Source organism: Marimonas lutisalis, assembly GCF_005434965.1.
Taxonomy (GTDB): domain Bacteria; phylum Pseudomonadota; class Alphaproteobacteria; order Rhodobacterales; family Rhodobacteraceae; genus Marimonas_A; species Marimonas_A lutisalis.
In genome coordinates, this window is the sequence record NZ_SKCI01000001.1 from 1,230,908 (window position 1) to 1,257,177 (window position 26,270).

Consider the following 26,270-nt stretch of genomic DNA (forward strand, 5'->3'; position numbering starts at 1 on the left):
CATTCCAGATCGGTCTGGGAGGATTGTTCGGGTAGTGAATAAACAGCCAATCGTGTATCAATGTTTTGTCGATTTCCGAAATCGGGGCCAGATGGTCGCGATCTGCGAGACTTGTGATCCTGGAAATTCAGTCATGCAAACAGTTGCACACGCACTTTCAACGTTGATGGCGGTAACTCTGCTACTGTGCGCCCCGTCAGCGTCTGATGCCCAAGTGCCCCCTCGAATAACCGGGCAGACGACCGGATTGCTAGATAGTTTGCACCGCAACACCAACGATAACAGAGTGAAACTTCTACTGAATGTGGGTGGAACACATCCTTCAGCGCTGTCCGGCGATACCGTGACCGACCGGACGGGGGTACAATTCAAGAATGGCGATCACGCGCGGATTGACCTTGCAGAAGGTGCCGGTTTCGGAGTGATCAGAAAGGGATTGTACTGGTCGCGTGTCGAAAAAACATACGGACAATACGACTTTGCCTGGTTTGATGAAATTGTGAACCAAGCCAAGGCGCGTGGAATGGTTGTGAGCGCCACGCTCTTCGGAAACAACTCGCTCTACGGGCACGTTGAAGAGGGTGCCGTTGCGATTGTAACCGAAAAAGGGCGCCAGGGGTTCGCGAAATTTGCGGCAGCGGCAGCGGCGCACTATGCGGACGAACCCGTCGTGTTCGAAATCTGGAATGAACCGAACCTTCGGCAGTTTTGGCGAGCTCACCCGGCCAATCCGAACAAATCGAATATCGACGCGATGGCTGACGAGTACACGTTGCTGGTGCGAGCGGTGGTGCCTGCGATGAAGGCAGCCAATCCGGATGTTTTTGTATCGGCCGGATCGATCTCAGCGCTGTGGCGGGAATCTTTTTCCTGGTTTGACAGGACGATACAGCAGGGCATGCTTGAAAGCGGCATCGATGCGATTTCGGTACACCCGTACGGCTTTGCCTGGCCCGAATTGGCGGACGTCAGAGGCTATTCGTTTGTGCGCCAGAAACTTGCCGCCGCGGGTCGCAGTGACCTCATGATCGTGAATACGGAGGTCGGTTTTCCTGCAACCGACTGGATCTCTGATCGTGGCTATTCACACGAGGAGGCAAGGAAGCTTCAAGGCGCCTTGTTGATCCGTCAGCAGTTACTCGACCATCTTCACAAGCTGGAATACAGCGTCTGGTATGAATTCCGGTCGTCGGACACATACGGTCTCATCAATAACGAATTCGAATTGAGACCGGCTTATACGGCGGCGAAGACCATGCATAACGAGTTGGATGGTTTCCGGTTGGTCGGTCGCGAAACGACGGGGAGGCAGGAGGATTTCCTGCTGCTTTTCACGAATGGGAAAGAGGAAAAAATGGTCGCCTGGACCTCGCCACCGCTGCTTCGGAACAGGGCTGTCCCGCACACGATCAAAACCGATTATGAAATTCTGGGCGTTGTGGATAGTTTCGGCCGGAATGTTGCCGTGAGCGGTCATACGCTGGACTTGAGCGAGTACCCGATCTTCGTAGCGGTCAAGTCGATTGCCGGGGGCGCTGTTGGTCGCGATCAGACGTCCAGTGACTGACGGGGTCTGGTCGGTGTTTCTGATATCCGGCCGTTCACGAACCGTGGTCTAAGCATGCCCCTGGTCATGGCAGTGCGGAGCTTTGAAACCCGTGGCTTCGAGCCGTGTCCCGACGACGCCGGAACAGCGTGAAAAGGTCAAACGAAAGACCATGGCCGGAACGCGACGCTTGCGTCATCGCATATCCGCTGCATAATCAAACCAAGCAGTTGAGCCGGAAACCTTGTTGGACGAGGGCGTGGAACAGCCCATCGTCGTGGCCATGGACACTTTGTTGGAATGAAGAAACGCTATTTGTTTGTCCTTTTGCCGCTGGCCTTTGCCTATGGAATGCTGAGCGCGCAACTGAAGATCTTCCCCTATGAGCAACTCCGCCAGATCAAGCACCTGATCTCGATGAGGGACGTGTTGGCGAACCGGTACGTGGACACGGCGGGGAAGGTCCCGCTGGCGTCGGTCGCGACCTATCCCGAGAGGTTGGTTTTCCTGACTTACGGACAATCGAATGCCGCGAATACCGGGCAGTTGGGCTATGAAGTGCGCCAGCCCGTGTTCATGGTCAGCGATGGCGTGGCCTATGAATACTCCGACCCGTCGTTGGGCACGACCGGGCCGAACGGATCGGTCTGGGGGCGGGTGGGAGACAAGTTGATCGAGCAGGGCGCTGCGAAGGCCGTGTTCTTCATCAATGTCGCTTGGGGCGGAGCGTCGATGGAGGAACTGGTGAGGGATCACCCGTTCGATTATCTCGAGAACCAGCTTCGGCAAGGTCTGGACCAGTTCGGCCGGATCGACGGCATCCTGATCCACCACGGCGAGCGCCACAACAAGAACATCCCTGACAAGACGCCCATGGGCGCGGAAACCTACCCGGAGCCGTTCATGGAGTTCCGGGGAAAACTTGCACAGCTCACGGATGCGCCGATCTACCTGAGCCTGGTCTCCTATTGCGGGGATCGCGGGATCGACGAGGAGTTGCTGAAGGTTCAGGATGGCCTGATCCGCGACTTGGAAGGCGTTTTGCGAGGCGTGAACAGCGATGCGTTGGTGGACGTGAAGTATCGCTTGCCGGATCAGTGTCATTTCTCGGCCGCCGGACTGGATGCGATGGCGGACGATTGGGTTTCGGCGATTCTGGCGAAAAGCGAGGACTGAGCGACAAAAAGCGCTTCCAGGCGCTTGCTAACGACACCAGTGACTGAGATCGCGACCGATCATCCGCGAAAGCTGTTCGACATCGCTGCGAAAATGGTCTTTGAGCTCCTGAATGAACTCCGGCGGCAGGGGCGCGCGCTTTTCCACCACGGTATTGTGTTTCGCGACAATATCCCGAAGGCCGATCCGCTTGATTCCCAAGACTTTCTTGAAGCGATTCCGGGCGGAGATCAGCCAGGAGGGCTGGTTGATGAGAAACGTGCCCAGCCAGTGCAGCCTGTGACGGCGGCTTTCGAGCGACGGGACGAAGTCGGTACGACCATCGTCCCGAACGCCGAGAAATGCGAGCACGTCCAGGTAGGCCTGCCGCGTGTCGCGCTTGAAATCGTCGAACAGGATGATTTTTACCTGGTCGTCCGGGAAAATCTGTTTCAGCCGAGCTATCTGGGCGGCATATTCGGCGATGGCTGAGTATTGCAGAAACCGAGCTTCTTTACAGTATTTCGGAATGCCGTGGCCGTTATGTCGGGCGCTCTGCATATTCCAAGCCGCCATGAAATCGGACTGGGTTTCGTAGCGCCGGTGAAAGAGTTCCTGATGCATGGAATAGACCTGCTCGACCGGGTTGCGCAGCATCACGATAATCCGGGCGTCAGGATCGTATTGACGGATGTTTTCCAGCGCCACGCGGGAATAGAGATACCAAACCGATCCTTCACCGACGGCCTTGTGGTGGGGGCCGGCCTCTTGGAAGAGTGCGCTGTACGCCTCGGGCGTGCTGACCAACTGCTGACCGGGGAAATCATTCGAGAAAAAACAGGGTTCCTTCGGCTTGCAGACGAAAACCTCTTCGTGATCGTCAAGGTAGTCAGCCATGGCTGTCGTACCGCTTTTTGGCGCTCCTGCGATGAAGAAATTCGGGTTTTTCATGGGGTTGAACCAAGCTTATCGAAAACGCTTGTCGAGCGCGGCATCGGAGAAGAACCGGCGCAGTCGGGCGAAGCGCCGGGCGTCCTTGCCGACAAGGTAGCGCGCTTTGGGGGCCGGGACCGTCATGGCGTGCACGACCACTTCGGCCACATTTTCCGGGGCGGATTTCACGGCGGGGCCATAGCTCCCGTTCTCGTTCCTTGAAAAGCGGCTGCCGTAGATCTGTTTTGCTGCGCCCGAAAAACGCTCTTCGAGTGATTGCCCCTTGGTGATGGAGGTTTGCCAGATATCGGTGTCGATATTGCCCGGTTGGATGAGCGACAGGGCGACACCGACTTGTTTCAATTCCCGGCGCAGGGAATCGCTCAGACCCTCGAGCGCGAATTTCGATGCGGCATAGGCGCCGAAAAAGGGAAAGCCGATGAAGCCGCTGATCGAGCTGATGTTGATGATCCGTCCGCGCCCGGCGCGCAGTTGCGGCAGGAAAGTCTGGATCATCGCGATGTGGCCGAACAGATTGACCTCGAACTCCGACCGGATTTCATCGAGTGGGAGAAACTCCAGCGGCCCCAAGGCGGCGTTTCCGGCGTTGTTGACAAGTCCCTGAAGCTCTCTGCCCGCAAGCGCCTCGCTCAAGGCGGCGATATCGGCGCTATTCGTGATGTCGAGCGTAACGGGAGACAGGTTATCGAGTTCCAGGGCGGCCAGGCTGTTGGCGGCCTCGAGGGTGCGCACACCGGCAAAAACATGAAATCCCGCCTCGGCGAGAGCAATGGCGGTGTGGCGCCCGATGCCCCGGGATGCGCCGGAGACGATGACGTGTTTCTGTTGCGTTTGTTCGGTCATGGAGACATAGCCGGGCGCGGGAGCAGCCGGTTTCAAGTTGGTGTCGCTTGCGCTTGCTCGGTGCGATGGTGATGGGTTTCAAGCGAGCAAGTATTTGAAAAACCTATTTGTTCGAAACTTTCCTGTCCAGTTTTCATTGTTGGCCTTTCAGGTGATCGGCGAGACGGAGAGCGAAACCCATGACCATCAGCGTAGGGTTGGCATGACCGCTGGTCGGGAACACCGAAGCGCCGGCAGCGAAGAGACCCTGGACGCCGTGAACCATGCAATTTCGGTCGACAACCCCATTCCGCGGATCGATCGACATGCGAGTCGTCCCGGCCGAATGTGCCATGTCGATCACCGCGATATCACCGAGGTCGCCGTTGCCGGTCCAGATTTCCAACTGGGGCGCGGGCAACCCGGCCTCAGCAAATTCCCTGCGCAGGATATGGGCAAACCGCGCCATTGTGTGCGCTTCGCGATTGCCGATGCGCCAATTAACAAGCGGAAGGGGGGTGCCGAAACGATCCTTTTCAGTGGAAAGAACGACGCGATTGTCAGGATCAGGCGCCTGCTCGCAAACGGCGATGATCTTGAGCCCCGTGAGTTTGTGCGGAACGCCTTGGGTGAGGTATTCTTCGGCCACCATGTTGGGCCGGAAGCGGACCAGCTGGTTGACGACGAAGCGCGTGATGGGTTTGGGAAATTTCTCGCTTTGAAAGGCCAGCCGACCCAGTCCTTTCGCCACGAGCCCGGGCGATTTGAGAACGGCCATGATATCCGCTGAATAGCTTTGGCTGCGGCGTCTGAGAAGCCGTTTCGCGGCGTTGAAGGGATCATCGGGCGCGCGTTCGCCCTGGAAATAGACGGCGCAATTCAGTAGTTTTTCTTTCTTTTGAACGGTGGGTGTGGGGGCGAGGCCACGCATGTACATGCTGCTGCCGTTTTTGTGCTTCAGGCCGTAGAATCCAAAGAGTTCGGCCATGGCCGCTATGTCCCGGTCATCGAAACTGGCCAGCGCCGCGGAGGGATGATCAAGCAGGTAACGCCCGACATTGTCATGGTCATTGCCGAGCCCCCGTGACCGGTGATCGTTGGAGACGAGAAGCAGGCGCGCGTTCTCGATGGTGCTTGTGGCCAGAACGACTGTGCCGGCCCGGACGGTTCTGGTCGCGCCGGACCTGTCAGCGAAGAGGGCACCCGTGACCCGCGATCCGGCTGGTTCGGTCAGGACTTTGACAGCTGTTGCCCCCGTCAGTACGCGCGCGTTGGCGGGCGGACGATGCAGGAACTCGCGGCCCAGATGCATGACCTCCATCGGGCTGATCGTGGAGCGCGCGAACTGCCAGAAGAACGAGCGCAAGATCTCCGGGTCGGGTCGGGGGAGGGGCGGATTGCGGCCCATCAAGGACCAAAGGTTGTCGTCATAGCAATTGGCCGACAGGTTGAGGAGTTCGGCGGCCCGGTCAAGAAAGGGAGAGAGTTCCTTGCCGTCCACCGGCCAACCGCTTTGCGGTATCCAGGGGCGGGCGGCGAAATCCATTTCATCGAAGGTCGCGGACTTGCCGGCCCATGCGGACGTGGACCCGCCGAGACCGCGACATCGGACGCCGAAGTTCTGGTTTTCATGTGACCAGTATCGGGTTTGCGGTCCGTGGAAAGATTCGCGACGGGCGATCTGTTCATCGTTCCAGTTTGCGGGGTGGGTAAGAACCCGATTGAGCGTATCGGTGTCCTGGGCCTCTTCCAGGCCACCGCTTTCGGCGATCAGCACGTCGAAACCTGTGCCATCAAGCCCGCGTGCCAGGGTGAGACCGGCCGCGCCGCCGCCAATAATCAGGATGTCGCATGAAACGTCTTCTCCTGTCGCCAAGTCGCTCAACTCGCGGACATGGGCAGCTTGGCCTTGGGAGAGGGATCCGGAAGGCATCGGCGCAGTCCGGTTCTCTATTCCGCGGCCTGCGGCGACAGGTAGGCAAGCGTTCTCGTGGCTTTCCGCCGGAGCGATTTCGCCCAGCGTCGCAGCACGAAGAGGGGCAGGTCGGGCCGAAGCGAAATCACGCAGGTCCTGCTTAGGACATCCAGTGTCGTCTGGTAGTCCGCCGGGTCATACGAGATGTCGCGATGCGCCCATCTGTGAGGGTTCATCCGCTCATCGAAGGATCGCTTGCAAAGAACGGCCTCCCAATTTGTGAACACGTGCCGGTTTGTTTCGATCAACCGTTGCACCCCACGCGTTTGACCGAGTAATTCAGCCGCGCGTTCGTCATTGAAGACGACAGTGAGGCCAAGCGCATTCTCGGGGTCATTGTGAGGTGAGATGTGGCAATCGGGCAGGTTGGAAAACGCCTTGGCAAGCAACGTCCGGCGCGCTTTGAGTCGCGCCATCAAGGAATCAAGCCGCGAAAGTTGGGAGTGTAGCAACGTGCCGGTGATCTCGGAGACGCGGAAATTCATGGCTGCGAACAGCGGCTCGTTGAATCGCGCATGGTCGCGAATGAAACTGCCAGGATCATGATACATCCGGGCGCGCACGAACAGCCGTTCATCGTTGCACAGAACCGCGCCGCCTTCGCCGCTTGTCATGTTCTTGTAATGATTGAAGCTTAGCGCGCCCAGATCGCCGATCGCACCGACCCTGCGGCCCTTATAGATACCGCCGACACATTGGCAGGCGTCTTCGATGACTTTCAGTCCGTGACGTTGGGCGATGTCCAAAATCGCGTCCATATCCGCTACAAGATTGAGCATGTGAACCGGGATGATAGCCTTGGTGTGAGGCGTGATGCGGCGTTCGATATCGGCGGGGTCGATGGTAAGGCTTTCATCGATGTCCACCAGCACCGGCACGGCGCCGACGGCAAGCGGGGCAAGCGCGGTGGCGACCCAAGTATAGGCCGGTACGAGAACCTCGTCGCCGGGGCCAATGCCGGCGGCGGCAAGCGCCGTGATCAGCGCATTGGTGCCGCTATTGACGGTGAGCACGTGGTCCACACCGAATTTCCGGGCCATGGCGGTTTCAAAGCGTGCGGTATAGCTGCGCTCACCCCGGGCATATCGCAGCAACCTGCCGCTGGCCAGGACCCGGTTGACCGCGAGGATTTCTTTCAAGGCAATTCTGGGCATTTCAATCCGACCCAAAGAAAACATTGCTTATACAACAGAAGGCTACGCACAAGACGTCGCGCCAGTCCAGAAAATCTGCACAGTCTCAATATTAGCGCGCATCCGATTTCCGGCGCAATTTGGTGAGCCGCCGATGTCGCGGTCGGTCCGGGTGCGATTTCCGGGCGCGCGTGGTAGATGTCGCGGCGGGCGGGAGATCAATAGCTGGTGCCCTCGTCACGCTTGAAAGCAGTGCCGTATCTTCGCGCGCGGTCCTTGCGCCAGAACAGAAAAGGTTCGGTCCCCCAATAGACCCGCCACCAATGCGGCGGTGTGTGGACCCGGGTTTCTTGGAAGATTTGCCGTAAATTCTGGGTGAAGGGGCTGAGGCCGTATTTTTTGGTGAGCGCGACGCGCAGGTCGAGTTGCATGCCCTCGATGAGCAAGACACCGCGCGGCGCCAACAGGCTTACCAGATTGTCAAAGGCGCTGGCGGTGTCCTCGGGTGTGAGGTGGAAGAGCACGTTCTGCGCGATGACGAGCGGCGACTGGCCGAATTTCGCGCGTAGCGTTTCGCCGTCGAGCAAGTTCGCCTGAGAAAAGCTGACATACTCGCGAAGTTCAGGTCGCACCACGTAGCTATCACCCTGGGCGAGGAACGTGTCTTGGAGGAATTCCTCGGTCATGTAGACGCTGTGTAGAACCTCATCACTAGAGTACTCGGCAGCTTTCGCTCGGTCGATCATCGACTGGTGAAGATCGGACGCGTAGATGTGAAAGTCGAGATCGGGGTGTGTTTTGCGCAAGACAGATGCGATCGTGTAAGTTTCGGCGCCGTTGGAACAGGCGAGCAAAGTAATGTCGAGCCGGCCTTGAGGGCGGATGAAATCGAGAACCGGACCGGTGAGCAGCCTAAGCTGAGCCGGCCCGCGCAGAAAGCAGGTGTAGGTGTGATCGTTGACCCGCTTGCTCTTCTTCAAGAGGCGCCGATGGCGCAGGAGCCCATAGGGCAGCAGAATCGTGTCGTACAAGACCCGATTGCGAAGGAACTCGTACAGGCTGTTTGCCTTAGCAGCCTCCGTGCCGGGCGGCTTCGCGGAATAGTCCTTGTAATCGGGTGACACAGACATGGGCAAATCCGATTTCTCCAATCAGAACTTAATGCTAGCAGTATTTCTTGGGCATGTCTTCCGTCAAATCCGGGTAGTCCGTCGGTGCCGACCCCGAAGTTGTCGGAGCCGCGTTCGCATTGGTGACATAGCGTCAAGAAGACTGGTTCGGGGCGCCGGACCACTGCGGGTGCCGATGCGTTTTATTAGGAATGTGTTCTGGGCGCCTAGAGTGGCGACTTTCTTGACACAGGTTTGAGTATTTGGGGGGGTGGCGGGAAGCGGCCGGTTTCCGAGAGCTGCTTGTTCCACAGACTTTTCGTTTCGAGCTGATCGAACCAACAAGCATCGTGGGGGCCCTCGGCCCAGAAGGGTTTACGCACTCGGGATGGGTCGCGGGCTTGAAGGAACTGCAGAAGGAAGCGGGTGCGATCCGGACGGAACTGGGTGTCGATCACTTCGACCTTCCCAGGCGCGGCGCTCATCACCGGGCCGCGGGCGCTGCGCGCCAAGCCCGAGACTTGCTGAATCGCTCTACGATAGATCAAAAGGCTGCGGCTCAGCGGCACTTCGAAGAACTGGCGCGGGCCGGTGTCGCGTTCGATGAACATATAGTAGGGATGCACGCCGAGACGAACCTGATCGCGCCAGTTCCGGGCCCAGATATCGGGATCGTCGTTGATGCCGGCCAGAAGCGGGCCCTGGCTGTGTACGATCGCCCCGGAATCGCGCAGACGGCGAATCGCGGCGTGGGCGATCGGGTGATCCAACTCGCGCCAGTGGTTGACATGGGCCATGACGGCGACATTGCGACCGGCGCGGTTAACGCGTTCGATGAGGCGAAGAAGCTCATCGGCATCGGGATCACTGACATAGCGCTGCGGCCAGAATGTGAGACTTTTGGTGCCGATACGGATTGTTTGGATGTGGTCGAATTCCGGGGCAAGCAGCGGTTCGATATGTGCCGCCAGGTGATGCGTGGCCATGATCATCGGATCACCGCCGGTAAAGAGCACATCGGTGATGTCAGGGTGCGTGCGCAGGTAACGGACGAGCGCCTTGGACTCCTTGCTGGCGAATTTCATCTTTGTATTGCCGACGAATTGCGCCCAGCGGAAACAGAAGGTGCAATAGGCGTGGCAGGTCTGGCCTCGGGCAGGAAAGTATAGAACGGTTTCCTTGTATTTATGCTGAAACCCGGCCGCTGGCGCGCCGTCCAGTTCAGGTACATTATGTTCGCGCTGGCCGGAAGGATGTGGATTCAGATGCGCGCGGATTTCCCGCGCAGCGGCCGCGATCTCGGTCGAAGAAGCATTGCGGGAGACAAGGTTTTCGATGCGGGTGAAAGCCTCGGGCGAGAGCATTTCGCGCGCTGGAAACACGAGCCGGAATACCGGATCGTCGGGGGCCGCGTCCCAGTCAATCAGATTGGAGGTGACATGCGCGTTTACACGAAAGGGCAGGACTTTCGAAACGATCTTCAGGGCATGGCGGGTTTCGGCGGGCAGGCGATTGGCCTGCGGCAAACGGTGCAGCGAATCTGCGCCGATGGCTTTATAGCGTTCGGTTGCTTCGGAAATCCGCATGTCACCCACCCAGCCCCCAACGACTACTGCAAATGGGTCGCCGAAAGTAATGACCCGCCCGCAAAGGTTAAAAGTTTTTTTGCCGAGACCCCAATCTCGAACGTCACTCGAAAAACCACCCTCCGACCCGCGAGCTTCGGAAGTAGTCCAGGTCAATATCTTTTATTATTTTCATATACAGTATCTTTTATTATTTTCATATACAGTTGATTTTGCAAGTTATTTCTGCAAGATCGAAGAGCAAATCCGTGTTTTTTTCAGGAGGGTCAGGCCTTGTTCAGAAATTGCCTGAATATCCGGCAAACGATTGCTGATTTTTGGCCTGAATTCGGATCAGGTTGTTTGAACTTTTTCCATGAGGTGACGGTATGAGAGGCCAAGAATCGGTTCTGCTTCTTGGAAACTACCGTCCTTCAGTCGCGGTGTCGCGGCGAATGGCGCTGTTAGGTTATCGTGTGATCGTAACGCGCGATCATGGAGGCCTGGCGGCGGTTTCGCGAGCGGTGTCGGAGGTGTGGGACGCGCCGAAAACTGCGAAAGAACCGGGGTTCTTCGAATGTCTTAGCGAGTATCTGGCCGAGCGCCCTGATATCGGCGCCGTTGTGCCGGTGGAAGAATCCTATGTGCTGGGGCTGGCGCGGAACCGCGCCAAGCTTCCGCCGGACCGGATATACGGAACGCCGTCGGATGAAATCGTCACGACATGTCTCGACAAGGTAGCAATGCTCGAAGTGGCCGGACGTGCCGGAGTGCCGTCGGCGGCGGCTCAAGTTGTCGAAACGCTGGACCAGATTTTCGACGCTGCGGCACGGATCGGGTTTCCGCTGATTGTGCGTCCGCTTTCGTCTTTGCAACCGATTGCCGGGCGAAAGGCGTTCATCACGCAGGAGGAAAGCGTACTGCGCGAGGCACTGACCGAGTGGCCGGAAGGGCATGACCGGCTGATCGTTCAGCGGTTCATTCGGGGACCGCGATTCAACGTCGATTTCGCGGCCCAAAAAGGCAGGGTGATACGGGCGGTGGCAACCCAAATTCTGAGAACCGACGCGTATGACGGCACCGGGATCGATGTTTGCGGAAAGACCTTGCCGATGCCTGACGATCTGCGCGAGTTCACGGCACGAATGGCGGCAGCGCTGGATTATACCGGGGTCGGGCTTATTCAGTTCATGGTCGACCGCGACCGTGACGAGATCAGTTTTCTGGAACTCAACCCAAGGTTCAACGGCAACACCGCGGTGCCGGATCGGGCAGGGCTTGAACTGTGTCGCCTGTCCATCGACCTGGCGGAGGACCCCGATCGGGAGGAAAAGGTATTCGAATCCGAGGGCGGGCTGCGGCACGCATGGTTCTATGGCGATGTTCAGGGCATCCGCAAATCGGTGAGCCATGGCATGATGCGACGCGGACAGGTTCCGGGTGCGTTGTGGCAGGCGGTGCGCGATGCGGTTACCGCGGATTTTCACGTCATATGGAGTTGGCGCGATCCGCGCCCCGGAATATCGCAATTCACCAACAGTCTGCGAAACGCTTTTCGGTGAGGCAACCCTGGTCGAATTGGCGGTTTCTTGCCATGCAAGCAGGAAGGGGTGCCTCGTTCTTGCCACAATTCGGGATTAGCCTGTAAAAGCCGCATCGCGACGTACTTTCCGCGTCAATTCGTCCTACGGAAACCCGATGATCCTGCGAAACAGCATCTCTGCCTGCAAAGAGTGGGTTCGCTCGACAAGCCCGCAAAAGCTGAGATTGATCGTGATCGTGGCGTCGGTGCTGTTCTGGCTGGCAGTGATCGGATTAGTCTTTCTTTGATCGAGCCTAGCAGGCGCCGTCGCGGGTGAGAACCACTTTGACCGTTTTCAAGATGATCTTGAGATCGCGGGAAAATGACCGATTCTTGACATATTCGACATCCATCTCGACGCGCTGGTCATAGGACACGTCGCTGCGGCCGCTGACCTGCCAGACTCCCGTTATGCCGGGTTTTACCGAGATGTAGTCGCCGAAATTCTCGCCATATCGAATGGCTTCCTCGGCCACGATCGGACGCGGGCCGACCAGTGCCATGTCACCTTTGAGAACGTTGAGAAACTGGGGCAGCTCGTCGAGGCTGGACTTGCGCAGCAAGAGCCCGAGGCAGGTCACGCGCGGATCGCTTTCGAGCTTCTGGGTGGCTTCCCATTCCTTGCGTGCTTCGGCGTCACTTGCCAGGAGGCGCGCAAGGCGCTCATTAGCATCAACCGCCATGGTGCGGAACTTCAGGCATTTGAACGTTTTTCCATTCTTACCGATCCGCGTATGACCGAAGAAAACCGGTCTGCCCTCGCGGATGAGCAGAAGGGCGCAAACAGCAAGCATGAACGGGGCGAAGAAGATCAGCGCGCCAAGTGCGAATGCCTTGTCGAAAGCCGCTCTCAGATGAACCGTGACACTGGCTTCATTGTGTTTGGCCGCCATTGCAGCAAGCTTTGAGGCGTCGGAATCGACGCTGTCAAAGGTGTGAAAGTGTGTACCCATGTTTTGTATTCACTACGCTTGGAAAAAGCGTACCCCCCCGAAAAAAGCGTTCCCCCAATCAAGCGCCCCCCACAAGGCCTCTCAATGAAAATACGAATCAAGTTTCTTCTTCATTATAGAAGGGTAACCGAGATCGCGGAAGGTTTCTTAATGATCGTTAATCAACTAGCTCATTGTTTCCATACGGGAAATAGTTATCCACATTCCGGCAGAAAATTGACATGTTTCCGCCTTATTTCTAGGCAAACGTCAATCGCGACATTGCTTTGATTGAAAAATGGCAATGAAAAAATTCTTTTAGTTGTGGTCCCTCAGATCCGCGTGAAACCCATTTGTTGCGAAACGGCGTAGTGCTGGCCGGGATCCGGGCCGGCATGGCCGGAACAAAAAGCTGACACCTGCCCCTGACCTGATATCATAGGTGCTTCAAATAGAAGACATCGTGATTCGAAATGATCAGGCCTAAATTTTCCGAGCGGCCACTGGTGCTTTGGCAGCTTGTTGCATGTTTGATCGTCGGTGCAACGATGGTCGCAGCGCAGGCCGGGGCGATTCCGGACGACTATATCATCAATATCGGCGACGAGATCGAGCTGGATATCCTCGACGACAGCGACGCTCCACAGCGTTTCACGGTGGGGCGCGACGGGGCGGTTCAATTGCCTTTCATCGGAGGGCTGGAGCTGGCGAATGTTCCGGTGGCAACGGCGCGCCAACGGGTAAGGCAGACCTATATCGAGCGGGAGATTTTTGTGAACCCCTCGGTCGAGCTTTCGATTGCGACATTCCGGCCGGTTTCGGTTCTGGGCGATGTCCGGGAGCCGGGAAATTTCGACTTCCAGCCCTTCATGACGGCCGAGCAGGCGGTGGGCCTGGCAGGTGGACCCGCGATCTCTGCCAACAACGAGGAAGCGCGAGTTCTGGAAAGGCGCAATCTCGAGGGCGTGCTGAGTAACCTTGAATACGACCTGGCGGCAGCAGCAGCCCAATACGCGCGCGTGCGCGCTCAGTTGCAAGGGGCCGAGGTTCTGCAGTGGTCGGACGTGCCGCCGGATCTGAGAACCGGAATCAATCGCGAGCTGTTCGATGAGCAAAAAGCCGAGGAAGACCAGATCATCGCCCTTGAACGGCGCGACGCGGACACAAGGCGTGGCCTGTTGGCCGATGCGCTTGCCGAAGCCGAGGGACGGGTTGCGCTACTGAAACAGCGCGAACGGGTTCAGACCGAGATTCTGGACGCATCGAAGGCCGAGCTTGCACGCACGAAGGAAATGGCCGAGCGCGGTCTTGTGCCGAAGGCCGACATCTCCGAGGAAGAAAGAAGAACCGCGCTGGCCGAGGACAACCTGCTGCAGTTGCGCGAGCAGCGCGCCGGTGTGCTGGTGCAGGTTGCCAACCTGAAAAGCGAGTTGTCGCAGTTCGATGCCGAGCGCGAGCGCGCCTTGCTGTCGGAGTCGCAGCGTTTTCTGAACGAGATCAAGAAACAGATCGCCAGCCGGTCCTCGGTGCAGGATCGCATCCGGCTATTGCAGCAGTGGATGAACGCCGCCGCCGGGATGCAAACCGAGCTTCTGGTGAGCTATCAGGTGCGGCGGCGGGGCAAGGGCGGCGTAGAAACACTTGAATTGCGGGCATTCGACGAATTGCTGCCCGGCGATCTGTTGGTTGTGACCGTCATTCCTCCGGAAACCATGCAGGCGCCGGGATGAGCCTTTCCAGCAGCAATCAATGGCGCCGCGAGGCGGACGGCGGCAGTTCGCGCTTTGGCCGTGCCCAGCAAGAAGGCGTCGGCGCGGTCGACCTGATGTATCTTTATTCGGTGTTGCGCAGCAATGCGCGGCTGATCGTGCTGGTGACGTTGGCGACGATTGTCGCGATGTTCGCCTATCTGCAGACGGTTCCTCCGACCTATAGCGCATGGTCGCAGGTTCTGATGGATACGCGTGAGGAGCGGGTGGCGCCGGCGGTCGCAGTCGTTTCCAATCTGGACGTCACCAATTCGGTGATTGCCGGTGAGGTCGTGACATTGCGTTCGAACGTGCTGCTTGGCGAGGTCGTCGACGAACTCGATCTCGTCAACGCGCCCGAATTCGATCCGAGGCAGCTTCGGCGCGAGTCGTTCCTTGCGTTGCTCAAGCGGGTTGCCCGGGGAGGGGAGCCGCCCCACGTAGTAGCCGCGCGGATGCCCGAGAGCATGCTTCGGGCAATGGTCGTAGACGCGATCCGCCGGGACCTCGAAGTGACACAGATCGGGATTTCTTACGCGATAGGTATCCGGTTCCAGAGTAACAGGCCCGAGGTGGCGGCCAGAATCGCGAATGCGGTTGCCGACCGATATATCGCCTCCCAACTCAGCAACAAGTTGGACGCCACTTTGCGGGCCAATGCCTGGCTGGCCGACCGGTTGGAGGAACTGAGCGCGCAGGTTGAGACGGCAGATGGCGCGGTTGTCGATTTCAAGGCCGAGATGATCGATATGGCCCAGGGCAGCGAAGACAGCATCAACCAACTGCTCGCCGAGTTGAACACCAGACTGGTCGCAAGCTCGACCGAGCGGGCGGATGCAGAGGTGCGATTTGGCCAGATCGAGGCGCTGATGTCCGGCGGAGGGCTGACTGCTGTGGCCGACGTGGTCACGTCGCCGCTGCTGGAGAATCTGCAGCGCCGGAGGGCCGAGTTGGCCTCGGAGCAGGCGCAACTGGCCAGCACGCTGGGACGCAAGCACCCCGACATGGTGAGCATTTCCGCCCAGATCGAGAACATCGACCGGTCGATCCAAGAAGAACTTCATCGCAAGGTCGAAGAAATGCGGAGCGATGTCGTGGTGACGCGGAACCGCGAGACCGCGCTGCAAGGTCAGATCGAGGTCGTGTCGGACCGGGCGGATGCGCTGTCAAAGGCATCGGTCCGGCTGAGTCAGTTGGAGCGGAGCGCCGAGGCGACGCGGCTGGTATATGAAAACTTCCTGTCGCGCTACAAGGAAACAAGCGCGCAGGCGGATTTCCAGACGCCGGAGGCGCGGGTGATCGGCCGGGCAGAGATCCCCACCGTTCCCTCGGCGCCGCGCAAAACGCTGATGATGATCGGCGCGATGGTTCTTGGGTTCTCTGCAGCGGTGGCGTTGGTGTTCCTGCGCAACATGGTGCGCGCGCCGGTATCGAGTGAAAGTGAACTGACGGCACTCTCGAGACTGCCCAATTTCGGATTGCTGCCTTATGTGGGACATTTCGGAGGAGGTTTCGGGTGGTTGCGGCGCGAGCTGTCAGACGATCCTAAGTCCACCTTTATGGAGCATGTGAAATCGATCCAGACGGTTCTTTTCGACGATAAGACTGTCGCCGGTTCGCGTCATGTGATGATCACCTCGTCAGTTCCCAACGAAGGCAAAACCGCACTTTCAGTGGCGTTGGCCAAATCCTTGAGCAAGGCGAAGTATTCGGTCGTTCTGCTGGATGCTGACTTGCGGCAGCCGGATTTGCGTCAGATGGCGGGTATCACCCACAAGGAAGGATGTCTTGTAGATTTCCTGGAGAGCAACAAGAACTTGAAAGACATCGTGCAATACTCGGAGGTTTACGGGATAAACGTCGTGTCTCCGGCACGGCCCTGTACCGCTGCTGCGGACCTGTTGTCGTCCCCGCAATTCGACAAGCTGCTCTCGCGTCTGAAATCGCGATACAGCACGGTCATCGTGAATGCGCCGCCGGTGCTCTACCTGGCGGATGCTGTGCTGTTGGGGAAGAAGGTGGGCGTGACCCTGATGACCGTGCAATGCGGTCGGACGCCTGCCAGGGTCGTTCGCAACTCGATCCAACGGCTTGAAACCGCCGAAGTGGAAGTCGAGGGCACCGTTCTGACAATGGTTCGCAAGATCGATACGGCGGCGCGCGAAACCGAAATGTATTCTTATGGCTATTGAGTGAGCGGCGCTGTGAGGGTGGCGATTATCCATTATTGGCTGGTGGCTCAGCGCGGTGGCGAGAAGGTTCTTGAGGAACTGCTAAAGATATACCCGGAGGCCGATGTGTTTACCCATGTCGTCGACCGGGACAGGCTGACGGGCGACCTGGCCGAGCGGCCAATCACCGAAACGTTCATCGGCCGCCTGCCTTTCGCCCGGCGACATTATCAGAAATACCTTGCGCTGATGCCGCGCGCCCTGGAGGAGTTGGACCTGTCTGGTTACGATCTGGTCATTTCTTCGGAGAGTGGACCGGCAAAGGGCATAATTGTGCCGCCGGGGGCGCGCCATGTCTGCTATGTTCATTCGCCCATGCGCTATATCTGGGATCATTATCACCCCTACGCGGCGCAGCTGGGCCGGGTGGGTCGGATGTATTTCTCGAGGCTTGCACACCGTTTGCGGATCTGGGACGTGACAACGGCGGCGCGGGTCGACCGCTTCGTCGCAAATTCGAGCTTCGTGGCCGATAGGGTGCAGCGCTACTATAACCGCGAGGCAGATATCGTGTACCCGCCGGTGGACCTGGAGGCGTATTCGTTGCCAGAAGCGGACACGCTGCGCGACTATTACCTCTTCGTGTCGCAGCTCGTGTCCTATAAACGCGCCGACCTGGTGATCGAGGCCTTTGCCGGTATGGAACGCAATTTGCTGGTGGTGGGCGAAGGCAACCAGCGGGCGGAGTTGGAACGGGACCTGCCGGAAAACGTGACGCTTCTGGGCCGAGTTTCGGCTGACGATCTTCCACGGCTCTACCAGGGCGCTCGGGCGCTGATATTTCCGGCAGAGGAGGATTTCGGTATCGTTCCGGTCGAGGCCATGGCCTGCGGGACGCCGGTAATCGCCTATGGTCGCGGCGGCGCGCGCGATAGCGTGATAGAGGGAAAGACGGGGCTTTTCTTTCTTAATCAGACCGCTTCGGATATCCGCGCGGCCGTGACCGCGTTCGAAAGCCGGGAGCAGGCGTTCGACGCGGCGGCGCTGAATGCGCATGCGCGCAAATTCAGCGCCGAGAGGTTTCGCCGTGAGTTCAAGGCGGTCGTGGACGCCGCTTTTCAGAACGCCTAGCATGGCTGTGAGCTAGCCATCTGCCGGTGGAAACCGATCGCGTCAGCAAAGGAGAGACGATGACACTGTATCCTGTCTCCCTGCTGTTCATCCTGATTTGGCTGCGTGTCAGCCTGAAGGATCCGGACAGGGGCGTATCCGTGGCCCTTGCCGCGTTGCCTTTCGGTATGTTCGCCGCGCTGGCCGTTGGCGGACTTTCGGTCTTGATGGCGCATTTCCTGGTGTTGCTGTGTTGCGGGGTCTTCGCGATCCGCTGGGCCAGTGGCGCGATCGGGCGGTTGCATGTGCCGCGGGCTGGGATCCTTCTGCTGCTTTTCGGACTTTATTCGCTGTTCTCGGCGATCATTCTGGTGCGTTTGTTCGCGGGAACCTTCCTTGTTTTCCCGCTGTCCTTCGATTTGAAGGGCACCGCGGTGAGCATCTATTTCTTTTCGACGATGAAGCCGCTGGCGCCGTCCAACTCGAACATCGCGCAGGCCGGTTACATCCTGATTTCAATCGCTTTCTTTCTGGTGATGGTGAATTCACTGCGCCGGCGCGGTGCCGAGATCATCGAGAGCGGGCTGGTCTGGGCGGCAGGGGTGAACATAGCGCTTGGCGCGGTCGATCTTGTGGGGCTCGACAATGCGTTGTCGATAATTCGCACAGCTGATTATGCGCTCAACAACGAGCATGCGTTGCTCGGTTTCGCGCGGGTGATCGGAGGCTTTCCCGAGGCTTCTGAATTCGGCGCGTTTTCGGCGGCGATGTTTGCGTATTTCGCGACATCGTTTCTGATTTCGCGGCGGCGCGGGCATGGCGCCTTGGCGTTGGGAAGCTTCACTTGCGCGCTGCTTTCCTTTTCCAGCACGGGCTATGCGGCGCTTTTTGCCGCGGCGATCATGCTGGCGCTGCACGCACGCCATTTCGCAGTGCGCGGAATATCTTGGAACATTGCCCACGGGATGGCGGTTCTTCTGGCGCTGGCGCTGGTTGGTCTGAGCGCGGCGCTGATTGCCACCCCGTTTCTGGAGACCTTCATGGGGCTGATCGATCGACTCTTCTTCGACAAAGCAAATTCGACCTCGGGGCTGGAACGCGCGGCCTGGGCGCGATCGGGTCTGAATGCTTTCGTGCAGAGCTGGGGATTGGGGGCCGGTGCCGGCTCACTGCGCGCGAACGGACTTGTGGCGGTTCTATTGGGCAGCGTGGGCTTGCCGGGAACGCTGGCCTTCGTGGCGTATCTGTGGAGCGCGCTGGGACCATTTCGGGCATTCGGCAATGTCAGGGCCGCTTGTTTTTTCTATTCCGCCCGCGTTGCCGCGATCACATACTTGGCTGCCAAGCTTGTCTCCGGGACAACCCCCGACCCGACTCTGTTTCTTGTGGCGGTTACTGCTATTGCCGCTGTCGCCCGCGAGGTCCACTTGAAAAGGGCCGCTCGGGCCAGGCACGGGACCGTTTTGGCCTGATCGCATAGGGCTGCTTTCAGAAGTAGGCCTCCAGGACAAGAACCCAGAAAAGCAAACAGCCTGCGACGACAGAAACGCGAAGAACCGGTGCAGGGATTGACTTCATCATGCTCGTACAGGCTTTCCACGTTTGGGTGGCGGGTTTTTGAATTACCACGATGTTGCTCGATTTGCTATATTTTGTGTATGCGTAGTATGTGACCCACAAGGTTCTTGTCAACGTTAGACAAAAAAATGCGGGAGAATGCGCGAGAATCCGACCAAAGCTTTTCGACATCACCGTGAATCTCGGCACAATGGTGGAGAAGCGTGTCGAAAGGTCGGGCCGCAGCAAAGACAAGGGTTGTCCAGAAATGATTTTGCATCAATGGATTACCGCGAAATGAATCGAACCCATTCGGAAAGCGATCCGATCACTGTTTCGATAATCCTGCCGGAAAGCCATCTGAGGTTGCGGTCGGTCAGGTTTTTCTTGGATGGGCTGGTGGGGCCGCTGGTCAAGGGCGAGGTGTTTGTCGATCCTGTTTCGGCAAGTCAGCATGGTTCAATGGTTTTTGCCGGGTTGGTCGCGTTGGAGCGCGCAGTGCTATCCAAAGGTCGGGTGAAGGACGGAACACCAATCGGCCGCAATCTGCCGCTGAGCCCTGAAGAGATAGCCCCTTGCGATGTAATTTTGGATTTTCGCCCGGGACCGGCACCGGCCGAAATCTGCGCGCGGGCACGGTTTGGCGTCTGGTCGTTTTCCTGCAATGACATCGGCGGCGTTGCACGGGCCGTGACCCGAGGCGAAAGTGCTGTGGAATGTCGGCTTTACAGTCAGACCGACGATGACCGCGCGCGGCGCGGCATCGCATGTATGACCGTGCAGAGCAAACACGCGATTGCCTCCACATTGACCTTTGCCAGGGAGAAATCGGTTCAGTTGGCCTTGCGCGAACTCAGACGGTTGGCGATGCGACGGGAGCTGCCGAAGGCGGAGCCCGCGGTGGAAGGACGGGAAATGCCGGACCTGGCCGATTTCGCCCGCTATAGCGCGCGGATGCTCCAACTTGGAACGGTGCGGTTGATTTCACGAATCTGGCCGTCAGTTGGAAAAGGCGCGCCATTTGCGCTGCGGGTCGGCAAGGGATATTTACCGGATATCGATCCGGGTGTCGGTGTCGATCTTCCGCGCCTCGGGGATGCATTCTGTGCCGATCCTTTCTTGTTCGAAAGAGACGGCGAAGTTTACTGCTTTTACGAAGAGTTCCCCTATGACACGCGCTTGGGAAAGATCGCCGTGGCGCGGCTTTCCGATGTCGGAGCGGAACGGCTCGGTGATGCATTGGTGGCCGATCATCACCTGTCCTTTCCCTTCGTCTTCGCGCACGAGGGCGAGATATTCCTGATGCCAGAGACAATGCAGGCCGAGCAGGTCGAGATGTGGCGTTGCACGGATTTTCCGCTGGGCTGGGAGCTGCACGCGACGGCTTTCGAAGGTCGACAACTGGCGGATCCCGTGTTGTTCCGACAAGGTGATACCTGGTGGCTTTTCGCCAACAGCTGTCACGATTCCTTCGGAGATTTTAGCAGCGAGCTTAGCCTTTTCCGGGTTGATGGGCCGGACTTGCGGCAGATCGTTCCGCATCCTTTGAACCCGGTCGTCGTGGGGTCGGATGTGGCACGGGGCGGCGGGCGAGTGTTCGAAAGCAACGGCCGGCTTTTTCGGTTCTCGCAGGACAACAGCGGTGACATCTATGGATACGGGTTGAACCTGATGGAGATCACGGAATTGTCCCACACAGGCTATGAGGAACATCGTGCCGCACATTTCACGCCGGATCGCATTCCGGGGGCGGTGGGATGCCACCACGCTGATGCTGTGGCCGGGCGATTCGTTGTCGATGTCCGGTGGCCATGATCTGATGCGCGCCTAGAGGGCGGCAAGGATGGCGCGGATCGCGGATCGGGTTTCCGCAACGACCGCGGCGTGACGATCCGGGTCGATGCCGGATTTCACGGCCGCTTCGAGCAAATGCGCGACGTTCTCCTGCGTGAGGGAGTTTGCAGGTAGGAAATTGTCTTCGAGCCCGACCGATTGGAAAAAACTTTCCAGTTTTCGGTCCCAGCCCAGCCCCACGATTGGGCGCCGGAAGGCATAGCCCAGGATGCAGGCGTGCAGCCTGTGAGCGACGATTGCACGAAGCCGCGCTATGATCGCGGCGAGTTCGGCGGGAGTGTCAGGGGGCGGGGCGATGTCGATCTGTCCGCTTTCCATCGCGGCTGCGATCTCGGGCTGCGTTTGAGTCGCCGACAACGCTTCGCGGTCTTCGACGGCGCCGTTGCAAAAGAGAGTGACGCGATGTCCGCGCGCCACCAAAGCAAGCGCGATCTCGGCGAAGGTTCCGCTTTGGCTGATCGCGGTTTTCCCGCCTTCAGCGTGATAGGAGAGAATCGCGGGGTCGGTGACGCATAGGCCAAAAGGGCTGTCCTGGGTGACTTCGCCAGGTTTGTAGACCTGTGCGGCGATCAGGGCAGGATCACGCGTCAGGACGGGCCGAGGACCATCGTCGCCCATCTGGTCGCGCCAGTTGCGGATCGAGGTTTCGTCCCGCAACCCGACAGCGCGGAGGTCGCATTCCAGCAGACGGCGGAAGAGGGCGCGTCCGCGCGGGCTCCAATTGCGTGCCGCGCCAGCGGCATGGACGACGACTGGGCAACCGCTCGCGTCAAGAACGCGGGCGACGCGTTCGATCTTGAGGCAGAAATTCAGGTCCGCGTCCGAAAATATCTGCCCACCGCCGATGATCGCCAGATCGGCTCCTGCGGCGGCCTGCCGCCAGTCAGGTTCGAAGCCATCGAGCAACCGGCCCAGGCGGAACATGACGAGACGCTGTGCCAGCGGTCGTGGCAGCGCGCGCAGGACGGCAAGCGCGAGCGAACGGCGCTTCACGGTGACTTCGCCAAAGCCTTGCCGGCCCGAGATATCAATGCATTGCACCTCCGCCTCGGGCGCCGCCTCGAGGAGACCGGCACGAAGGCAGTCGGCGATCACGCCGTCCCCGACATTCGGGCTGTAGGGAAGGCCAAGAATGACAATGCGGGACAAAGTAGTTGGTTCCAATTGCTGCGTTCCGACACCCAATATCGGGCAATTCCCAGACTTTGGCACGAAGTTTCCGAACTTTCGCGCCGGAAGACTCGCCACGGGCCGTGCAGCCAGTCATAGTTAGTGTATTACAGATGGCAATTTGAGCCCACACTGGAGGCAGGGATGCCGCTTTCGCATGTTGTCGTATTGAACGACTCGAGTCGCGCGAAGGGCGGGGCGACGGGGCTTGCCATCCTGAGCGCGCTGGAGTTGAGCGCGCGGGGGTTGAAGGTGAGTTTTGTCTGCGGCGATGCCGGCGATGCGCCGGAGCTGAAGGCCAAGGGGATCGACGTGATCGCGGCCGGATCGGGGCGGCTGTTGGATCGAGGGCGGGCGCACGCGATGCGCAAAGGCGTCTATGATCGGCAGATGCGCGACTTCATCGACGATGTCGTGCGAAAGACCGAAGGTGCCGGGACCGTTTATCACCTACACGGCTGGGCACAGATATTTTCGCCCGCGGTTTTTGCGGCGCTGGCCCGCGTGGCACCTCGCACCTTCGTGCATGCACATGACATGTTCCTGGCCTGCCCGAACGGTGTTTACATGGATTATCGCCGCAACGTGCTTTGCACGCGAACGCCGCTGTCCGCAAACTGCGTTCTGACCCACTGTGACAAGCGCAGTTATGCCCACAAGCTCTGGCGGGTGATGCGGCAACGGGCCCTGTTCCGGAATTTCGATCCGGCCCAAGGTTGGGCCGGGATACTTACCATACATCCCGGCATGTTGCCCCGCTTGGCGCGCGCGGGCTATCCCGACGCCCTGATGAAAGTGTTGCGCAATCCGGCAACGCCCTACACCGATGCACGCGTGCAGGTCGAGCGCAACAGCCGGTACGTTTACGTCGGACGTCTTGAAGAGGATAAGGGTGTACTCGACCTGGCGCGAGCGGTGAGCCGGGTTGGGGCTGAACTGGTATGTGTCGGTGACGGCGTGTTGAAGGATCGGCTGGCGCAGGAGTTTCCAGGAATCCAGGTGACGGGCTGGCTGTCGAAATCCGAGATCGGCCAGTGGGTCGGGAATGCGCGGGCCCTAGTCATGCCATCGCATCACCCCGAGCCGTTTGCGCTGGTTCTGGCGGAAGCGATTGGCAGTGGGTTGCCGGTCGCCGTGGCCAAGACCGCACTCATGGCTGAAGAAATCGAGGCAGCCGGGTTGGGGCTGAGCTTTGATGTGTTCGATCCGGACGACATGGATCGGGTCATCAGGGAGTTCCGTGAAATGGAGGAGACGACAATCGAGCAGATGAGCTGGCGCTGCAGGGAAGGGCCGGTGAAGCTGGCGCTGGACGCGGGCGAGTGGGTTGAACGGCTTGTTGGACTGTACGAGGGTGCGGTTTCCGCGGCCTAAAGCCTGGTGATGCGGCTTGGGGTGCAACGGCCCCGGACCAGGTCAATGAATGCGAGCAGGTTGCCCAAGAGTCTGCCGCGATGATCAGCCCAGTCGACCGGTAGCAAACTGTATCGGAGGTTCGATGCGACGTTGCGCGACATCCGGTACCACAACGCCTTGCGCGTGATCGTGCCCTTTCGCCGGAGATACAACAGGTTGGCCACTTGCGAATAGCCGAACTTTTTGCCCGGTGTTCGGCCTGTTTTGGTGCCCAGGTGTACGCCGCGAAGCATGTCGGCACGAACGACGCGACCGTGTTGGCCCACGCGGACCGAGAAATCGACATCCTCGAACCAGCCGTAGAGCGGCAGCGCCTCGTCGAATTGCAGTTCATGCTCGAGGACGGGTTTCATGCGCACGGCCATGTTGCAGCCATAGCCATTGCGCACGGGCGTTATGTCGTGCTGGGCGGGACGCTCCAACCCTTTCTCAAGCGCGGCCTTACCTTCGTCGAAGTCAAGTCCCGGGCCCAGGATACCATCAACCAGGACGTGACCCGTCGCGATGACGATATCGGGGGCGTCATGCATGAGAGCTTCGAGTTCACGCAGGTAGTCGTCGGCGAGCAGGAAATCGTCATCCATGACGAGCAGGATGTCGGCTGGCGTCAGGTGGGAGAGGATCAGGTTGCGTTGGGCGCAAGAGCCTTTGGGACCTGTCAGAAGTTTCAGGGGAAAGGGCAGGTTTTCGCCAGGCAGCGCGCCGAAATCCGTGTCCGAGGTGCCGCTGACGACAACAAGATCGGGCAAACGCTGTTGCCGGGCAATGTCCCTGACCGCTTGGGTAACGATGTCGCCACGGCCGAGCGTCGCAATACCGACGACGATGCGGGGCGCATTCTGCGAGGGGCTGCTGGTCTCGGTTATCCTGCTATCCATTTCGGTTATGGCGCTGAGAATGCTTTTGGAAAGGACGCCCGGGTGGCTGAACTGGGTTGAGAAAGGGTTTCGGGGCCCTTGCGGCGGTCCTACAAGTCCATCGAATAAAGGTGGCATCGTCAAGGCCGCAGCGTGTCAAGGTGTGGGCCAGCGCAGGAAGCCTTTCCACAAGGACAGCGCCACTGCGCCGCTCCAGACGACGAGGAGGCCGACGAGGGTGAGAAACAGGCCGGATGCAGGCGCAAGCGCAACGCGCAACGGTTCTGTCGCCATGACAAAACCGCCACAGAGTCCGCTGAGCAGCAGCCCGGGAAGAAAGGTCCGGAAAAGATCACCGGGCGAGATGTTCAGGACCTGACGTGTCAGCTCCAACGAGATCAATGCGACAATGACCGACGTGTAGACTTGGACGATTGCGGTTGATTCCGCGCTGCTTCGGCCAAACACGAGGATCGCCAGAAACGTGAAGGTCAGGCCGAACAGGCGGATCGCGAGCTGAAGCCCCTGTCTGTCGAGGCTCGTAAGGGTGGGTTCGAGTTGGGAGGTCAGAATGCGGATCGCGCGCACAAGGCTGAGGATCGAGATAATCGCGGCCGTCGGTAACCAGGCATCATCTAGGATGACGGTGACGAGTTCTTTGCTCAGCAGCGCAACGCAGAGCATGAGGGGCCACGCGACGGAGGTTCCGAACGACATGTTCACTCTCCAGGCGAGGGTGATCAGGCGCCCGCGTTGTTCCGCGGCAAGCCGGGAAAACCGCGACCAGGTGAGCACCGTGAGCGGTTGCTGAACCAAATCCGCGGCGGTTTGCGAAATTCTTGCGCCGCCGCGATATGTGCCGACTTGGGAAGGGTTCAGGAAAATCCCGAGAATCAAGTCGATTCCATAGTTTGCCAGCATTGCCGCGCCGGTGCTGATCCAGAGCGGTATTGCGGTCCGTCTCCCTTTGCGCAGCACCGCGCGATCGAAAGACGGCCGAGGGAACCGCCGGACCAGAAATGTGGAGATCGTCAGGTTTAGACCGGTGGCCGCATATCGCGCCGCAACCAGGGCCATCGGACCGAGGCCCTCGAAGAGGCCGAGAGCAAGAACGAGGGTCGCCAAGGCCTCGGACGCGGCGCCGATCAGGCTGATCGTGCGCATCCGGGTTTCGCGCAGGAGATGCACCTCGTTCCAGGCGTAGACCGCTTCAATGATCGGCAGGAGCGCGAAGGACAGGAATATCCGTGCGACAAGGCCTTCGCCGATCGACATGCCCGCCGCCAGCAGAACCAGGGATGCAACCAGCGCGAAGGCAAGCATCATGCCAAAGGTGGTGTGCCTGTCTTCGTCGGGGTGTTCGGAGCGGAGAAAGGCCTGGTAGTAACCGGTGAACACAAAGGCCGAGAAAATGGCCACACAGGCCCAGGCAAGCGCGTAGGAACCGAATTCGGCCAGCCCGATGAAGCGCGAGGCCATCATGATTTGCGCCAAGGCGAAAAGCTGAACGACCAGCCGGGACATCACTCCGACGGCAAAGGCTGAGGTCAGCGTAGCGCGTAGCAAAATCTTCTCCTGAAAATCGAGATTGAGACGGGGAGGCCGGGTTCCTTG

General features: G+C 59.1%; 19 protein-coding genes. 9 read left to right on the plus strand and 10 right to left on the minus strand.

The window, feature by feature from the left end:
• Positions 1-286 precede the first annotated feature (286 nt).
• Both E0501_RS05920 and E0501_RS05925 read left to right on the plus strand, forming a co-directional pair.
• Entirely contained in the window at positions 287-1,567 is a 1,281-nt protein-coding gene (locus E0501_RS05920; RefSeq protein ID WP_161594564.1) for a cellulase family glycosylhydrolase, read from the plus strand.
• A gap of 279 nt (positions 1,568-1,846) precedes the next feature.
• Positions 1,847-2,722 (plus strand): hypothetical protein, encoded by an 876-nt coding sequence (locus tag E0501_RS05925; protein WP_137700392.1) that lies wholly within the window; start codon positions 1,847-1,849, stop codon positions 2,720-2,722.
• 27 nt (positions 2,723-2,749) lie between these two features.
• Here the strand turns inward: E0501_RS05925 and E0501_RS05930 are convergent, their stop codons facing one another.
• The 6 genes from E0501_RS05930 to E0501_RS05955 form a co-directional block, all read right to left on the minus strand.
• Positions 2,750-3,652 (minus strand): sulfotransferase family protein, encoded by a 903-nt coding sequence (locus E0501_RS05930; protein ID WP_137700393.1) that lies wholly within the window; start codon positions 3,650-3,652, stop codon positions 2,750-2,752.
• A 15-nt stretch (positions 3,653-3,667) separates the two neighbouring features.
• Complete coding sequence (locus tag E0501_RS05935) at positions 3,668-4,498, minus strand: SDR family oxidoreductase (protein WP_137700394.1); 831 nt, start codon at positions 4,496-4,498, stop codon at positions 3,668-3,670.
• 133 nt (positions 4,499-4,631) lie between these two features.
• Complete coding sequence (locus E0501_RS05940; RefSeq protein ID WP_137700395.1) at positions 4,632-6,410, minus strand: GMC oxidoreductase; 1,779 nt, start codon at positions 6,408-6,410, stop codon at positions 4,632-4,634.
• 17 nt (positions 6,411-6,427) lie between these two features.
• The gene (locus E0501_RS05945; protein ID WP_205123450.1) at positions 6,428-7,591 is read right to left on the minus strand and encodes a DegT/DnrJ/EryC1/StrS family aminotransferase; all 1,164 of its coding nucleotides are present in this window, start codon (positions 7,589-7,591) and stop codon (positions 6,428-6,430) included.
• A gap of 212 nt (positions 7,592-7,803) precedes the next feature.
• A complete protein-coding gene (locus E0501_RS05950; RefSeq protein WP_137700397.1) occupies positions 7,804-8,715 on the minus strand; it encodes a CheR family methyltransferase in 912 nt (303 codons plus the stop codon).
• 206 nt (positions 8,716-8,921) lie between these two features.
• Positions 8,922-10,280: a KamA family radical SAM protein gene (locus E0501_RS05955; RefSeq protein WP_137700398.1), complete on the minus strand. Its 1,359-nt coding sequence runs from the start codon at positions 10,278-10,280 to the stop codon at positions 8,922-8,924.
• A gap of 434 nt (positions 10,281-10,714) precedes the next feature.
• Between E0501_RS05955 and E0501_RS05960 the strand changes: the two genes are divergently transcribed.
• Complete coding sequence (locus E0501_RS05960; RefSeq protein ID WP_161594567.1) at positions 10,715-11,821, plus strand: ATP-binding protein; 1,107 nt, start codon at positions 10,715-10,717, stop codon at positions 11,819-11,821.
• Between the two features lie 274 nt (positions 11,822-12,095).
• Here E0501_RS05960 and E0501_RS05965 read toward each other — a convergent pair whose 3' ends face one another.
• Positions 12,096-12,794, minus strand: coding sequence for a sugar transferase (locus tag E0501_RS05965; RefSeq protein ID WP_137700400.1), 699 nt, complete (start codon positions 12,792-12,794; stop codon positions 12,096-12,098).
• A gap of 527 nt (positions 12,795-13,321) precedes the next feature.
• Here E0501_RS05965 and E0501_RS05970 point away from each other — a divergent pair.
• The 5 genes from E0501_RS05970 (at position 13,322) to E0501_RS05990 (ending at position 21,174) form a co-directional block, all read left to right on the plus strand.
• A complete protein-coding gene (locus tag E0501_RS05970; RefSeq protein ID WP_161594568.1) occupies positions 13,322-14,503 on the plus strand; it encodes a polysaccharide biosynthesis/export family protein in 1,182 nt (393 codons plus the stop codon).
• Positions 14,500-16,713, plus strand: coding sequence for a GumC family protein (locus tag E0501_RS05975; protein WP_137700402.1), 2,214 nt, complete (start codon positions 14,500-14,502; stop codon positions 16,711-16,713). The genes E0501_RS05970 and E0501_RS05975 overlap by 4 nt, the downstream gene beginning before the upstream one ends.
• Before the next feature lie 18 nt (positions 16,714-16,731).
• A complete protein-coding gene (locus E0501_RS05980) occupies positions 16,732-17,823 on the plus strand; it encodes a glycosyltransferase (RefSeq protein ID WP_235857751.1) in 1,092 nt (363 codons plus the stop codon).
• Positions 17,824-17,882: 59 nt separating this feature from the next.
• Positions 17,883-19,274, plus strand: coding sequence for a hypothetical protein (locus E0501_RS05985; protein WP_137700404.1), 1,392 nt, complete (start codon positions 17,883-17,885; stop codon positions 19,272-19,274).
• Between the two features lie 367 nt (positions 19,275-19,641).
• The gene (locus E0501_RS05990) at positions 19,642-21,174 is read left to right on the plus strand and encodes a glucosamine inositolphosphorylceramide transferase family protein (RefSeq protein ID WP_205123451.1); all 1,533 of its coding nucleotides are present in this window, start codon (positions 19,642-19,644) and stop codon (positions 21,172-21,174) included.
• 12 nt (positions 21,175-21,186) lie between these two features.
• Here E0501_RS05990 and E0501_RS05995 read toward each other — a convergent pair whose 3' ends face one another.
• Positions 21,187-22,362, minus strand: a complete 1,176-nt coding sequence (locus E0501_RS05995) for a polysaccharide pyruvyl transferase family protein (RefSeq protein ID WP_161594569.1) — start codon at positions 22,360-22,362, stop codon at positions 21,187-21,189.
• 189 nt (positions 22,363-22,551) lie between these two features.
• On the opposite strand from E0501_RS05995, the gene E0501_RS06000 reads away from it, so the two are divergent.
• The gene (locus E0501_RS06000) at positions 22,552-23,757 is read left to right on the plus strand and encodes a glycosyltransferase family 4 protein (RefSeq protein WP_161594570.1); all 1,206 of its coding nucleotides are present in this window, start codon (positions 22,552-22,554) and stop codon (positions 23,755-23,757) included.
• Here the strand turns inward: E0501_RS06000 and E0501_RS06005 are convergent.
• Both E0501_RS06005 and E0501_RS06010 read right to left on the minus strand, forming a co-directional pair.
• Positions 23,754-24,677: a glycosyltransferase family 2 protein gene (locus E0501_RS06005; RefSeq protein WP_137700408.1), complete on the minus strand. Its 924-nt coding sequence runs from the start codon at positions 24,675-24,677 to the stop codon at positions 23,754-23,756. The genes E0501_RS06000 and E0501_RS06005 overlap by 4 nt on opposite strands.
• A 135-nt stretch (positions 24,678-24,812) precedes the next feature.
• Positions 24,813-26,180 (minus strand): oligosaccharide flippase family protein, encoded by a 1,368-nt coding sequence (locus tag E0501_RS06010; RefSeq protein ID WP_137700409.1) that lies wholly within the window; start codon positions 26,178-26,180, stop codon positions 24,813-24,815.
• Positions 26,181-26,270: the final 90 nt, after the last annotated feature.

Excerpts from the sequence above, each read along its gene's own strand:
- E0501_RS05965 (WP_137700400.1), bottom strand. The coding sequence starts at position 12,794 with ATGGGTACACACTTTCACACCTTTGACAGCGTCGATTCCGACGCCTCA.
- E0501_RS05990 (WP_205123451.1), top strand. The coding sequence starts at position 19,642 with ATGGATTACCGCGAAATGAATCGAACCCATTCGGAAAGCGATCCGATC.
- E0501_RS06005 (WP_137700408.1), bottom strand. The coding sequence starts at position 24,677 with ATGGATAGCAGGATAACCGAGACCAGCAGCCCCTCGCAGAATGCGCCC.
- E0501_RS05940 (WP_137700395.1), bottom strand. The coding sequence starts at position 6,410 with ATGCCTTCCGGATCCCTCTCCCAAGGCCAAGCTGCCCATGTCCGCGAG.
- E0501_RS05925 (WP_137700392.1), top strand. The coding sequence starts at position 1,847 with ATGAAGAAACGCTATTTGTTTGTCCTTTTGCCGCTGGCCTTTGCCTAT.
- E0501_RS05935 (WP_137700394.1), bottom strand. The coding sequence starts at position 4,498 with ATGACCGAACAAACGCAACAGAAACACGTCATCGTCTCCGGCGCATCC.
- E0501_RS06010 (WP_137700409.1), bottom strand. The coding sequence starts at position 26,180 with ATGTCCCGGCTGGTCGTTCAGCTTTTCGCCTTGGCGCAAATCATGATG.
- E0501_RS05930 (WP_137700393.1), bottom strand. The coding sequence starts at position 3,652 with ATGAAAAACCCGAATTTCTTCATCGCAGGAGCGCCAAAAAGCGGTACG.
- E0501_RS05955 (WP_137700398.1), bottom strand. The coding sequence starts at position 10,280 with ATGCGGATTTCCGAAGCAACCGAACGCTATAAAGCCATCGGCGCAGAT.
- E0501_RS05975 (WP_137700402.1), top strand. The coding sequence starts at position 14,500 with ATGAGCCTTTCCAGCAGCAATCAATGGCGCCGCGAGGCGGACGGCGGC.
- E0501_RS05950 (WP_137700397.1), bottom strand. The coding sequence starts at position 8,715 with ATGTCTGTGTCACCCGATTACAAGGACTATTCCGCGAAGCCGCCCGGC.
- E0501_RS05960 (WP_161594567.1), top strand. The coding sequence starts at position 10,715 with ATGGCGCTGTTAGGTTATCGTGTGATCGTAACGCGCGATCATGGAGGC.
- E0501_RS05985 (WP_137700404.1), top strand. The coding sequence starts at position 17,883 with ATGACACTGTATCCTGTCTCCCTGCTGTTCATCCTGATTTGGCTGCGT.
- E0501_RS05970 (WP_161594568.1), top strand. The coding sequence starts at position 13,322 with ATGGTCGCAGCGCAGGCCGGGGCGATTCCGGACGACTATATCATCAAT.